Origin of the sequence: Advenella kashmirensis WT001, assembly GCF_000219915.2 — a bacterium.
Taxonomy (GTDB): domain Bacteria; phylum Pseudomonadota; class Gammaproteobacteria; order Burkholderiales; family Burkholderiaceae_B; genus Advenella; species Advenella kashmirensis.
In genome coordinates this window covers 2480550-2494052 of sequence record NC_017964.1, presented here as the reverse complement: position 1 = coordinate 2494052, position 13503 = coordinate 2480550, and the positions used below count along the sequence as shown (strand labels likewise).

Sequence of the window (13503 nt, the reverse complement as noted above, 5' to 3'; positions counted from 1 at the left end):
CTGATGCTGATTATATGGAAATGTACCTGAAATCGACCGTGATGCAAAGCCATTCAGCCGGGAGCTGTTCCCTGCAGGTCACAAACGGGATGGCGGTGACCCCCGTGACAGGCGCCATTAGCGGCGGCCCTGGCCGCTGCGCGCCTGGATGACGCATCCATTTTCGGGGGTTGATGTTCTGGCCTCAGCGGGGGCGTACTGTGGTATTCGTGGCACCAGGCGGCGTTGATGCTGTAGTTCGGTTGTGCTTGCCGTTATCGCTATCGGAGTCCGGGACAGGCGTTGCCGCCGGTTCCGAACCTGACTGCGTCAGATACAGGATGTCACGCAATTTAACGGTATTGTCTTCGGTCAGCAGCCGGGCGATGACCTGGCGCAACGCGGGGTCGTGACCGATTTCGATGACCTTGCTGTCAAACAAAAAGCAATCGGCCAGCGGGTCCAGGCTGGCATCCAGGCTGCTGGCCAGTACCCATCTCTCGGAGCGTTTGCCGGCCGTGTTGACAATGTAGCCCATGGATACCAGCGGCTCCAGAATATCCAGCGTTTCGCTATAGTTCATTTTGATCTGGCCGGCAATATAACTGGTGCCATAGCCGGGCGGATTCTGATCGCGTGCGCTATGCAACAGGCGCAGCACGAAAAGGGCGGTCACAAAATGTACGCCGGGTGACATCTTGTCGCGCATTTGTCCGCTGCGTATTTGTGGCGCCAGTGCGGCCACGGTCGCACCAAACAGCACCACCAGCCAGGACAGATAAATCCACAACAGGAAGATCGGGATCGTGGCAAAGGCGCCGTAAATCAACGTGTAGGAGGGGAACCGGGTAATATAGTACGCGAACCCGGCCTTCATGATTTCCAGCAGGACCGCGGTGGTGTAGCCGCCGATCATGGCGTCTTTCCAGGCGACTTTGCGGTTGGGAACAAGATAATAGAGCAGGGCGAAGATCAGCCCGAGACGATGACCGGCACCAGGGTGAATAACACGCTCTTGATCACGGAAAACTGGGTCACCAGCCCGAGTTTTTCCTGTGCAATATACGAAGAGGTCCACAGGCTGGCGCCCAGGAAAACAGGGCCGAGCGACAGAATGGCCCAGTACACCAGGATGCGTTGCCCGATCGGCGGCGACGGGTCACGTTCCAGATATCATTGAGCACCTCGTCGATCGTCATCATCAGCATGATGGATGTCACGATCAGAAAGCCGACGCCGATGGCCGTCAGCTTTGAGGCCTGCTGGGCGAACAGGTTCAGATAGCTCATGATGGTTTCCGATACGGTCTCGGGCATCAGGTTATGCGTCAGAAACTGCTCAAGCGAAATTTTGAAATCGGTAAACAGGGGGAAAGCGGTAAAAAGCGACAGGATTACGGCCAGCATGGGGACGATGGCCAGTACGGTCGTAAAAGTCAGGCTCGAGGCTACCTGTGTGAGCTTGTCGCGGATCAGCCGCTGGATGCCGAATTTGATGGCTTTCTTGTAGAATTCAAAGCCCAGTTCCGAGTCTCCCATGTTCAGCCGCAACTCCTCCTGAGCCTCCATCGCTTCCTGTTGTTCCTGTTTCTTTTGCTGTTCCAAATCGAAGTCGTTGTGTTTTGTCATGATCAGATGGCTGGTTTACCGCGTCGCTATGCCAACACGATGGTGCTTGGGTCAGGATCGTTTCAGTATAACAAACAGCAAGGCGCATGCCGTTGCACCTTGCCGCGTTGCGGTTGCAAATTGTAATTGCAGGGCGGTAACTGCACTTGCAGCGATTGTGGAGGTGACTAAGAATATAATGAACAGATCGATTAGCCAGACTGGACATTATTTTGACAAAGCTTTCTTCAGCGCCCGTTGCCGATGTGCAGCAGGCCGATCCTGCCAACCAGCAACAATCTGCGTCAGCACCTGAGCAGGCGTCCGCATCGGTCCACCAGCCACGGCAGGTTGCATTGAATCCGCAATATAGGGGGGCAGCGTTTGTTTCACTTTTGCTGCTGTTTTTGCTGTGTATCGCCTGGGAATTATTCCTTGATCCGCTGGTGCCTGGGGGCAGCGTATACGTGCTTAAGGCGTTGCCACTGCTATTTCCCCTGTATGGCGTTTACAAAGGCAATCTGTATACGCTGCAATGGTCATCTATGCTGGTGCTGTTGTATTTTACCGAAGGGGTGGTTCGCTGGTATTCTGATATCAGCACCACGTCCTCCATGCTCGGAGCTGTGGAGACCGTATTGTCGCTGGTCTTTTTTCTTGCCGCCATTCTATATGTGCGACCTGCCAAGCAGGCAGCAAAACGCGCCAAAAAACAGGGGAAATAAAGATGCAATCGAATCTGAAAGTCAGCAACCAGTTTGCATCCCTGTCGCCGGCGTTCTACACGCGGCTCAGGATGCAGGGGCTGACAGATCCGACCTTGCTGCATGTCAATCCTGACGTACTGGCCTTGCTTGGACTGACCATGGAAGATGCGCGTTCGCCGCAATTTCTGTCTATCATGTCCGGCAACGCCGACTTGCCTGGGGGCGTGACGCTCTCGGCAGTCTATAGCGGCCATCAGTTCGGCGTCTGGGCTGGGCAACTGGGCGATGGGCGCGCTCATCTATTAGGCGCCATCAGGGGTACAGACGGCAACGGCAAGCCGGCAGACTGGGAAATTCAACTCAAGGGATCGGGCAAGACACCTTATTCGCGCATGGGCGACGGCCGCGCCGTATTGCGCTCTTCCGTGCGCGAATATCTGGCCAGTGCGGCCATGACCGGCCTGGGCATCCCAACTACGCAGGCGCTTTGTCTGGTCGCCTCGGACGATCCCGTGTACCGCGAAACTGTTGAAACGGCGGCGATAGTGGCGCGTGTCGCGCCGTCCTTTGTCCGGTTCGGTTCTTTCGAACATTGGTATGCGGCAAAGGATCCGGCGCGCCTGCGGGAGTTGCTCGATTATGTGATCAGCAGTTTTTTTGCGGACCAGATTCCGCTCCCGGACAATGAACACACACTGAACGATGTCATCGAGCAGTTTGTCGATGTCGTGATCGAGCGCACCGCCACCTTGATGGCCGACTGGCAGTCGGTTGGCTTCAATCACGGCGTCATGAACACCGACAATATGTCGGTGCTGGGCCTCACGCTGGATTACGGCCCCTATGGCTTTATGGATGCATTCCGTATTAATCACGTCTGTAATCATACAGATACACAGGGGCGCTACGCCTGGAATGCACAACCATCCGTCGGTTTGTGGAATCTGTATCGTTTTGCCAACTGCTTTGTGGCCCTGGGCGCAGACCCCGAGCGCCTGAAAGCGCGGCTTGAACGCTACGAAGGCTTGTTTATTGCGGCCTACCGGGACCGCATGCTGGCCAAGCTGGGTTTACAAACCTGGCAGGAAGGCGACGATGAGCTGATTGATGGCTGGTGGCGTGTGCTGCATGAACAGTCAGCAGATTTCACCCTGAGTTTTCGCTATCTGGCACAGATTGATAATGATGAAAGCGCGTTGCGCAGGCTGTTTGCCGATACAGCCGGGCTTGAACAATGGCTGCTATCGTACCGCAAACGCCTGCAGGACAATGAGGGCGATGCCCAGGCTCGCGCCAGCCGGATGGATCGGGTCAATCCTCTTTATGTTCTGCGCAACTATCTGGCAGAAGAGGCGATTCAGGCCGCAGCAAAAGGGGATATGAGCGTGACCGATTCCCTGTTGCAAGTGCTGCGTGATCCCTATACAGCCCAGCCGGGCATGGAACATTTCGCGGAGCCGCCACCGGAATGGGGGCGGGAGCTTGAGGTCAGTTGTTCATCATAAGCGGGGGGCGGTAACTGCAGCAGCCGGCCGGTTAATCGCTGGATCGGGCAGCCCGGCAAGTAGCAGCCAAATGCATTTGGCATTAAGGCGTGCTCGGCGGCAGTTTCTGGTATTCTTCAGTACTTTCCTCGGTCCGCAACAGACGTGCAACACATTTTTACTGGATAAGATATGTCGGGTAACACATTAGGCAAACTTTTTTCGGTCACCAACTTCGGTGAATCCCACGGACCGGCTATCGGCTGCGTGGTCGATGGCTGTCCGGCCGGCATGACCTTGTCTGCCCAGGACATCCAGATCGAGCTTGACCGTCGGCGTCCCGGGACATCGCGTCACGTGACGCAACGGCAGGAGCCGGACACCGTTGAAATTCTGTCTGGCGTATACGAAGGCAAAACCACAGGAACGGCAATCGGCCTGCTGATCCGCAATCAGGATCAACGCAGCAAGGACTATTCCGCGATCGCCGATACCTTCCGTCCAGGCCACGCCGATCGGACCTACTGGGAAAAGTATGGCGTTCGTGATCCGCGTGGGGGTGGTCGTTCTTCAGCACGACTGACGGCGCCAACAGTTGCTGCCGGCGCCATTGCCAAAAAATGGTTGAGTGAAAAATTCGGCACGGTTATCCGGGGCTATATGAGCCAGCTGGGCCCCATCCAGATTCCGTTCAAATCCTGGGACGAGATTGCAACCAATCCGTTTTATGCGCCCGATGCCTCGGTGGTGCCCGAGCTGGAAGCGTTTATGGACCAGTTGCGCAAGGATGGTGATTCCATTGGCGCGCGCATCGAAGTGGTGGCCCAGGGGCTGCCGGCCGGTTGGGGCGAACCCCTGTATGACCGGCTGGATGCCGATATTGCATTTGCAATGATGGGCCTGAACGCCGTCAAAGGCGTATCCATCGGCGCCGGTTTTGAGTGTATTACCCAGCGCGGATCAGAGCATGGCGATGAACTTACGCCCGACGGCTATCTGAGCAATCATGCCGGCGGAGTGCTCGGTGGTATTTCTACTGGCCAGGACATCACGGTCTCACTGGCTATCAAGCCCACCTCCAGTATTCGCATTGAACGCAAGTCGGTCAACCGCGCTGGCGAGCCGGTCATGGTGCAGACGCTGGGGCGTCATGATCCCTGCGTAGGCATCCGCGCCACACCTATTGCCGAAGCGTTGCTGGCATTGATATTGATTGATCACGCGCTGCGCCAACAGGCCTATCGTTGATGTAGCAGTAGCAAGGCAATTGTAGTCGTTGTAGATACTATAGGCCTGGATGAGCAGCAGCGGTATCCAGGTGGGCTGCAAGTCTGTCAGTGCATGAAGTGCCGCTGTCGGTGGCGCTGCACCCGGATGATGTGCCGGCCGGTGCCCGTTATGAACCAACACCTGTATTGTGAATTCGCTGTCTTTTTAAACCGGAGAAACAGATGATGAAACTGTATGGATTTGGCCCTACGCGCTCGCTTCGTGCGCTGTGGGCGCTTCAGGAACTTGATGCGCAATTTGAATTTGTGCCCGTTAATCTGGCGGCGGGCGAAACCGGGACCCGGATTTTCTGCGCCTGAATCCCGCTGGCAGGCTTCCTGTGCTGGTTGACGGGGACCTTGTGCTTACTGAATCGGCGGCGATCGTTATGTATCTGGCGGAAAAGTACGCAGCCAAAGGGTTGATGCCTGCCGATTTGAAGCAGCGGGCACTTGCCTATCGCTGGTCCATGTTTGCAATGACGGAACTGGAACAGCCCTTGTGGAGAATTGCCAGGCATACCTTTGTCTACCCGGAAAACAAACGTTTGCCGCAGGATGTGGCGCTCGCCCGGGAGGAGTTTATGGAAATGGCGGCGATACTTGACGCCCACCTGCAGGGGCGCCAGTTCATTGTGGGCGATAGCATTACTTGTGCCGATTGCATTACCGCTTATGTGCTGGACTGGGGTAATGAGGCCGGATTGATTGAAGGCTTCCCGAATCTGACGGCTTATTTTACGCGGATGTATGCCAGACCCAGCGCGCCACAACGGATTGCCCAGGCGTTTGCGAACTGACGCAATAATGTAGCGGACAGGACAGGTGCTGCTGTGCTATCCGCTACGTTCAGGCCGCTGCTTTACTCAGCTTTGAAATTGGCTTTGAGTACGGTGCCTGACACCGATCCAAACGAAATATCGGGGTAGCCGTCTTTTTTACAAACGGCTTTCATGATGATTTCATCGCCATCTTCCAGAAAGCTGCGGCTTTCACCCCACGGCAGGGAAATGGGTTTTTTCCCGGCAGCGGCAAGTTCGAGCAAAGAACCTGCCTGATCGGCATTGGGACCGGACAGCGTACCGGTGCCCAGCATATCGCCAGGTTGCAGATTGCAGCCGTTGACCGTGTGATGGGTGATCAGCTGTGCGGCAGTCCAGTAGGCATCCTTGAAATTGCTGGTAGCCAGCGTAAAGGGCTGTTGACCGCTATCGCGCGACTGCTGCGTGGTGATTTGCACTTCCAGATCAATATCGTAGGCGCCGCCTTCAGCGTTGGCTTGCGAATGCAGATAGGGCAATGGCTGCGGATCTGTAGCGGGATGGGAAAATGCGGTACGGAAGGGCTCGAGCGCTTCCAGGGTGATGATCCATGGTGAAATGGTAGACGCAAAGTTCTTGGAAAGAAACGGGCCCAGCGGCACGTATTCCCAGGCTTGCAGATCGCGGGCCGACCAGTCGTTCAGGATGCAAAAACCAAAAATATGTTTTTCTGCCTGTTCGATATCAATGCGCTGGCCCTGTTCATTGCTTTCACCAACGAATATTCCCAATTCCAGTTCGTAGTCAAGCCGTTTGCAAGGGCCGAAATCCGGCGCATCGCCTTCATTCTGCGGTTTTGTCTGACCTACCGGGCGCGGGAATGCCTGACCGGATACGCCGATGCTGGAGGCGCGGCCATGGTAGCCGATGGTACCCATTTATAGTTTGGCAGTAGCGGGTTGTCCGGACGGAACTGTTTGCCGATAGACGTGGCGTGATGCACGGAGATATAAAAATCAGTGTAGTCGCCGATGCGCGCAGGCGTGATAAATTCGGCCTCGTCCTGCGCCACCAGCAATGGACGGATGGCCTCTTCATGCGGCGAGCCGGTGCGCAGGGCCTCTGATAACGCCAGGCGCAACGCAGACCAGTAGGGCTGGCCAAGCGCCATCAGGCCATTGAGCTGGATGGCCTGACATGCCTCCAGTGCCTGTTGCGCCTTGTCCGTAAACAGATTGAGGTCATACAGACGGGACAGGTCGACAATCTGGTTGCCAATGCCTACGCCGGGACGAAATGCTTCGCCGGATCCGCGGCGGCGAAACGAGGCAAAAGGCAGGTTCTGAATGGGGAAGCCGTTGCCGGTTGTGTTGGCACTGTCCACCCAGCTGGTGAGGTCTGCCTGGTGTGTCGCATTTAATGTAATCATGATTCAGTAGTTAACAATAAAAATTCCGGTTCAGAAGTGTACCCAATATTACAGTCGTGGCACATTCGCAGAATCCCGCAGGCGTCTTGCGGACACCTGCGGGCATCAGTGGCCAGTATCGGTGGTCACTTAAGCCGTTTGACTGATGGCCTGGCCAAGTACATCAAACAGCGTATTGATTTGTTCTTCATTGACAATCAGCGGCGGCGACAGGGCAATGGTGTCGCCGGTATAGCGCACCAATACGCCCGCATCGTAGCAGCGCTGGAAGACCTCGGCAGCCCGTGCGCCCGGCGCGTTCTCGCGCGGCGCCAGTTCCACGCCGGCCACGATGCCCAGGTTGCGTACGTCGATGACATTTGGCAAGCCGTTCAGGGCATGGGCAGCCGCTTCGAAAGCGGGCGAGAGCTTTCTGGCATTATCGAAGATGCCTTCAGACTGATAAAGCGCCAGGGTCGCGCCAATGGCGGCCATTGCCATCGGGTGGCCTGAATAGGTGTAGCCATGGAATAGCTCAATGCCGTTTTCGCTGGCGTTGACCACAGTATCGTACAGGGAATTTGTGACAGCAACCGCACCGGCCGGCACGGCCGCATTGCTGATACCCTTGGCCATGGTGATAACGTCCGGTGTGACGCCGAAGTAGTCGCTTGCCGTGTTGGCGCCCAGTCGGCCAAATCCGGTGATCACTTCGTCGAAAATCAGCAAAATGCCATGCTTGCTGGTGATCTCGCGCAAGCGTTCCAGATAGCCTTTGGGCGGAATCAGCACGCCTGTTGATCCGGCCATGGGCTCGACAATGACGGCGGCGATCGTGGAGGCGTCATGCAACGCTACGATTCGCTCCAGTTCGTCGGCCAGGTGTGCGCCCCAGGCAGGCTGCCCTTTGCTGAAGGCATTTTGCTCCAGATTGTGGGTATGGGGAAGATGGTCGACGTTGGGGATCAGCGAGTTGGAGAAGGCCTTGCGATTCGGGCTGATGCCGCCCACCGAAATACCGCCGAAACCTACGCCATGATAGCCGCGCTCGCGTCCGATCAGGCGGGTACGCTGTGGCTGGCCATTGGCACGATGGTACGCCAGGGCAATTTTCAGGGCGGTATCGACCGATTCGGATCCGGAATTGGTAAAGAAAATGCGCTGCATCCCTTTGGGCATCAGCGCCGCCACCGCAGTAGCGGTCTCGAATGCCAGCGGGTGGCCCATCTGGAAACTGGGCGCATAGTCCAGCGTGGCTGCCTGAGTGGCAATAGCCTGGACAATTTCGTCACGGCAATGCCCCGCATTGACACACCATAATCCGGCACATCCGTCCAGAATCTGGCGGCCGTCGGTGCTTTTGTAGTACACGCCTTTGGCAGAGGCAAGCAGGCGAGGCGCTGCCTTAAAGCTACGGTTGGCGGTAAAGGGCATCCATAAATGGGAAAGATCTGGGGTCTGTGTCGTCATTTGTGTCTCCGAGTAGATGTTCTATTCTACTCACAATAGCGGCAATTTTCTGTTTCGCTCGCGGGTTTGGCCGGGAAGCGACAATCAGGGGGCTATCGCCGTCGATATTGCATAATATAGTAGTATTGATACCAGTATAATATATTGGCTTGTTATCAATATTGATTCGGCCATAATACGCATATGGCGCTAGAAATGACGATGCCGACCGCGATCCTTGCCGGCGCGGGCTCGTCCGCTCTATTATGCGCAGTCCCGGAATTGATATCTTAACCATATCATAGTGTTGGGGCAGCAGCAGAACGAGCCGCGCACAGCAGGGCTCACGCAGCAGTCGATGAACCCGCATACCAGCATTATCAGGAGAACATTTTGGCTCAGACCCTTTACGACAAACTCTGGGACGCCCATGTGGTGCACCAGGAAGATGATGGTACCTGTCTTTTGTATATCGATCGTCATTTATTGCATGAAGTGACCAGTCCGCAGGCTTTTGAAGGTCTGGCGCTGGCTGAACGCAAGCCGTGGCGTCTGTCCGCCAATCTGGCGGTGGCCGACCATAATGTGCCAACAATGGGCCGTGCCCAGGGCATCAGTGACCCCATTTCGAAACTGCAGGTCGATACGCTGGACAAAAACTGCGAGACTTATGGTGTCACCGAGTTTCGCATGAACGATTTGCGTCAGGGTATTGTGCACGTGATCGGACCGGAGCAGGGTGCAACATTGCCCGGCATGACCGTGGTTTGCGGCGATTCGCATACCAGTACTCATGGCGCCATGGGCGCACTGGCCTTCGGCATCGGGACTTCTGAAGTGGAGCATGTGCTGGCCACGCAAACGCTGCTGATGAAAAAAAACAAGAACATGCTGATCCGTGTCAGCGGCGATCTGCCCTTTGGCTGTACTGCCAAGGATCTGGTCCTGTATATCATCGGTGTCATCGGTACCGCAGGCGGCACAGGCCACGCCATTGAATTTGCCGGCAAGGCCATCAGTGACCTGTCCATGGAAGGCCGCATGACTGTCTGTAATATGGCCATTGAAGCCGGTGCCCGTTCAGGCATGGTCGCCGTGGACGATAAAACCATCCAGTATTTCAAGAACCGTCCATACTCGCCTGCGGGCGTCTTGTGGGATCAGGCGGTGGGCTACTGGAAAACATTGCATTCGGATGCCGATGCCAAGTTCGACAAAATCATTGATATCGATGCCCGTCAGGTGCGCCCGCAAGTGACCTGGGGCACGTCGCCCGAAATGGTGCTTTCCATTGAAGATCGCATTCCCGATCCTGATCGTGAAAAAGATGAGGTTCGCCGCAATGGAATGGAACGTGCGCTGCAGTATATGGGTTTGAAGCCCAATACGCCCATTGCAGATATTCGGGTAGACCGGGTATTCATTGGCTCCTGTACCAATTCCCGGATTGAAGACCTGCGCGCTGCTGCCAAGGTGGCGCGCGGCCGCCGCGTGGCGTCCAATGTGATTCAGGCCATGGTGGTGCCCGGATCCGGGCTGGTCAAGCAACAGGCGGAAAAGGAAGGACTGGACAAGATATTTGTGGACGCCGGCTTCGAATGGCGTGAACCGGGCTGCTCCATGTGCCTGGCCATGAATGCCGACCGTCTGGAGCCGGGAGAGCGTTGCGCTTCCACCTCCAACCGTAACTTCGAAGGCCGTCAGGGCCAGGGCGGCAGAACCCACCTGGTAAGCCCGGCCATGGCCGCCGCAGCCGCTATTGCCGGCCATTTTGTCGACGTCAGAAAATTAGGATAACAGCATGGAAGCATTTACCATTCATGAAGGTCTGGTTGCCCCCCTGGATCGCGAGAACGTGGATACAGACCTGATCATTCCGAAGCAGTTTTTAAAATCTATCAAACGCTCGGGTTTTGGTCCCAACCTGTTTGATGAGCTGCGCTATCTGGATCATGGCGAGCCGGGCATGGACAATAGCAAACGACCGCTTAATCCTGAGTTCGTGCTCAATCAGCCGCGTTATCAGGGCGCCAGCGTATTGCTTGCGCGCAAAAATTTCGGTTGTGGTTCAAGCCGGGAACATGCGCCATGGGCACTCACGCAGTATGGTTTCAAGGCGATTATTGCGCCTTCGTATGCCGATATCTTTTTCAACAACAGCTTCAAGAATGGTCTGCTGCCGATTGTGCTCTCCGAGCTGGAAGTGGGTCGGCTGTTTGACGAAGTGCGCGCATTCAACGGCTACAAGCTGCGTATTGACCTTGAACGCCAGGTGGTCATTACTGCCGACGGACGAGAGCTGGGCTTTGAGGTAGACGCTTTCCGCAAATATTGCCTGCTCAATGGCTTTGATGACATTGGCCTGACCTTGCGCCGCTCCGACCAGATCCGCAAGTTCGAAGCCGAGCGTCTGGCGCGCCATCCCTGGCTCGAAGGCAGCGCCGGGTTAAGCCGATAAACCTATATCAAATTTAGAGAAATACCACGTTATGACACACACAATTGCAGTACTTCCCGGTGATGGCATCGGTCACGAAATCGTTGAGCAGGCGCAGCGGGTGCTGGGCGCCTGGGGCTGGACCTGAGCATGGAACAGGCGCCCGTGGGTGGCACGGCTTTCGATCTGCATGGTCATCCGTTGCCGGAAGCGACGCTGGCACTGGCCAAGCGCAGTAACGCCATTCTTTTTGGCGCCGTAGGAGACTGGAAATATGACTCGCTGCCGCGCGAGCATCGTCCTGAACAGGCCATTCTTGGCCTGCGCAAGAGCCTGGGCCTGTTTGCCAATTTGCGGCCGGCCATTCTATACCCGCAACTGGCTAATGCCTCGTCGCTCAAGCCGGAAATTGTATCGGGTCTGGATATTCTGATCATCCGCGAACTGACCGGTGATATCTATTTCGGCAAGCCCAGGGCGTACGCGTGGTAGAAGAGGGGGAGTTCAAGGGCGAGCAGGAAGGCTTTGATACCATGCGTTATGCCGAGTCCGAGGTGCGCCGTATTGCACGTATCGGCTTTGAAGCGGCGCAGAAACGCAGCAAGAAACTGTGCAGCGTGGACAAGGCCAATGTGCTGGAAACGTCGCAGTTCTGGCGCGATATCGTAATCGATGTGGCCAAAGACTATCCGGACGTCGCACTGTCGCATATGTATATCGATAACGCAGCCATGCAGCTGGTGCGCGCGCCCAAGGAATTTGATGTCATTGTGACGGGCAACATCTTCGGCGACATTCTGTCGGACGAAGCGGCCATGCTCACCGGCTCGATCGGCATGCTGCCGTCCGCCTCGCTCAATGCTTCCAACCAGGGCCTGTATGAGCCCAGCCACGGTTCAGCACCGGATATTGCCGGCAAAAATATTGCCAATCCGCTGGCGACCATTCTGTCTGCCGCCATGATGCTGCGTTATTCGTTGAATGAGGCTGCCGCGGCCGACCGCGTGGAAAATGCCGTAAAGGCCGTGCTGGAGCAGGGGTTGCGTACAGCCGACATTTTCGAGGCAGGCACCACAAAAGTTTCCACTTCTCAAATGGGTGATGCCGTATTGCAGGCATTAAACTGATATAGTTATAAAATTCAGTCACTTATAATGGCGGATGGCGCACAGGGCTGCGCGCATCCGCTATTGCAGTTGTATGCAGGCCGTTATATTGGCTACCGTTATCAGCAAATCAATTTTTTCAGCTTCACAGAATCAGGTAAAGAATCATGTCACAGTCAGTGGGTTTTGTCGGATGGCGCGGAATGGTGGGTTCCGTCCTTATGCAGCGTATGCGCGATGAGGGCGATTTTGCCTTTATCAATCCGGTCTTTTTTTCAACCAGCAATGCCGGCGGCAAGGCGCCTGCGTGGGCCGAGGGTGCTGCACCGTTGCAGGATGCCCATGACATTGACGCACTGAAGAAGCTGCCTATTATTGTGACCGCCCAGGGGGCGACTATACCACCCAGGTACATGGCAAATTGCGCGATGCCGGCTGGGACGGGATCTGGATTGATGCGGCCAGTACCCTGCGCATGAAAGACAATGCCATCATTGTGCTGGATCCGGTCAACCGTAATGTGATCGATGCGGCCATTGGCAAAGGCGTGCGCGATTTTGTCGGCGGCAACTGTACCGTCAGCTGCATGCTCATGGGGCTGGCAGGTCTATTCAAGCACGATCTGGTCGACTGGATGACCAGCATGACCTACCAGGCGGCTTCAGGTGGCGGCGCCCAGCATATGCGCGAGCTGCTTACCCAATTTGGTCAGCTGAATGCAGCTGTCAAACCGCTGCTGGACGATCCTGCCTCTGCTATTCTTGAGATCGACCGCCAGGTGCTGGCAAAACAGCAGGATCCTGCATTGCCGCGCGATATGTTCGGCGTGCCGCTAGGGGGCAGCCTGATCCCCTGGATCGACAAGGACCTGGGCAATGGGCAATCCCGTGAAGAGTGGAAAGCCGAAGCCGAAACCAATAAAATTCTGGGCCGTGGTGAAGGCTTTGGCAGCGCACCCATTCCCATTGACGGCTTGTGCGTGCGTATCGGCGCCATGCGCTGTCACAGCCAGGCACTCACAATCAAGCTGAAAAAAGATGTGTCCATTGACGAAATCAGCGACATGCTCAAGGAAGGCACGCAATGGGCTAAAGTCATTCCCAACACCCGTGACGAAACCATGCAGGATCTGACTCCGGTGGCCACAACCGGCACATTGGATATCCCGGTCGGGCGTCTGCGCAAAATGTCCATGGGACCGGAGTACCTGAGTGCATTCACAGTGGGCGACCAATTGTTGTGGGGCGCGGCAGAGCCGTTGCGCCGCATGTTGCGTATCAGCGTCGGAGAGCTGTAA

Annotated in this window: 8 protein-coding genes and 4 pseudogenes; 8 read left to right on the top strand and 4 right to left on the bottom strand. The window is 56.1% G+C overall.

All coding sequences use genetic code 11. From position 1 onward, the window contains the following. Nucleotides 1-184: 184 nt before the first annotated feature. Both TKWG_RS21570 and TKWG_RS21565 read right to left on the bottom strand, forming a co-directional pair. On the bottom strand, nucleotides 185-1057 hold the full coding sequence (locus TKWG_RS21570; protein ID WP_171815160.1) for a YihY family inner membrane protein: 873 nt from the start codon (nucleotides 1055-1057) through the stop codon (nucleotides 185-187). Continuing rightward, a complete protein-coding gene (locus TKWG_RS21565; protein ID WP_050981601.1) occupies nucleotides 1014-1607 on the bottom strand; it encodes a YihY family inner membrane protein in 594 nt (197 codons plus the stop codon). The genes TKWG_RS21570 and TKWG_RS21565 overlap by 44 nt, the downstream gene beginning before the upstream one ends. Nucleotides 1608-1942: 335 nt before the next feature. On the opposite strand from TKWG_RS21565, the gene TKWG_RS11710 reads away from it, so the two are divergent. From TKWG_RS11710 to TKWG_RS11695, 4 genes and pseudogenes are all read left to right on the top strand, one after another. Continuing rightward, on the top strand, nucleotides 1943-2311 hold the full coding sequence (locus TKWG_RS11710) for a DUF2069 domain-containing protein (protein ID WP_041710162.1): 369 nt from the start codon (nucleotides 1943-1945) through the stop codon (nucleotides 2309-2311). Nucleotides 2312-2313: 2 nt separating this feature from the next. After that, nucleotides 2314-3798: a protein adenylyltransferase SelO gene (locus tag TKWG_RS11705; protein ID WP_014751033.1), complete on the top strand. Its 1485-nt coding sequence runs from the start codon at nucleotides 2314-2316 to the stop codon at nucleotides 3796-3798. Nucleotides 3799-3969: 171 nt separating this feature from the next. Then, nucleotides 3970-5025, top strand: a complete 1056-nt coding sequence (gene aroC, locus TKWG_RS11700; protein ID WP_014751032.1) for a chorismate synthase — start codon at nucleotides 3970-3972, stop codon at nucleotides 5023-5025. Between the two features lie 206 nt (nucleotides 5026-5231). Further along, nucleotides 5232-5845 (top strand): annotated as a pseudogene (locus tag TKWG_RS11695) (glutathione S-transferase family protein). A 62-nt stretch (nucleotides 5846-5907) separates the two neighbouring features. On the opposite strand, the pseudogene fahA reads toward TKWG_RS11695, so the two are convergent. Then, nucleotides 5908-7235, bottom strand: a pseudogene (gene fahA, locus TKWG_RS11690) (fumarylacetoacetase). Nucleotides 7236-7364: 129 nt separating this feature from the next. Beyond that, entirely contained in the window at nucleotides 7365-8648 is a 1284-nt protein-coding gene (locus TKWG_RS11685; protein WP_085946391.1) for an aspartate aminotransferase family protein, read from the bottom strand. 408 nt (nucleotides 8649-9056) lie between these two features. Between TKWG_RS11685 and leuC the strand changes: the two genes are divergently transcribed. From leuC to asd, 4 genes and pseudogenes are all read left to right on the top strand, one after another. Then, nucleotides 9057-10460, top strand: a complete 1404-nt coding sequence (gene leuC, locus TKWG_RS11680; RefSeq protein WP_014751030.1) for a 3-isopropylmalate dehydratase large subunit — start codon at nucleotides 9057-9059, stop codon at nucleotides 10458-10460. Nucleotides 10461-10464: 4 nt separating this feature from the next. Beyond that, the gene (gene leuD, locus TKWG_RS11675) at nucleotides 10465-11121 is read left to right on the top strand and encodes a 3-isopropylmalate dehydratase small subunit (RefSeq protein WP_014751029.1); all 657 of its coding nucleotides are present in this window, start codon (nucleotides 10465-10467) and stop codon (nucleotides 11119-11121) included. 31 nt (nucleotides 11122-11152) lie between these two features. Continuing rightward, nucleotides 11153-12227: pseudogene (gene leuB / locus TKWG_RS11670) on the top strand (3-isopropylmalate dehydrogenase). Nucleotides 12228-12373: 146 nt separating this feature from the next. Then, nucleotides 12374-13503: pseudogene (gene asd, locus TKWG_RS11665) on the top strand (aspartate-semialdehyde dehydrogenase).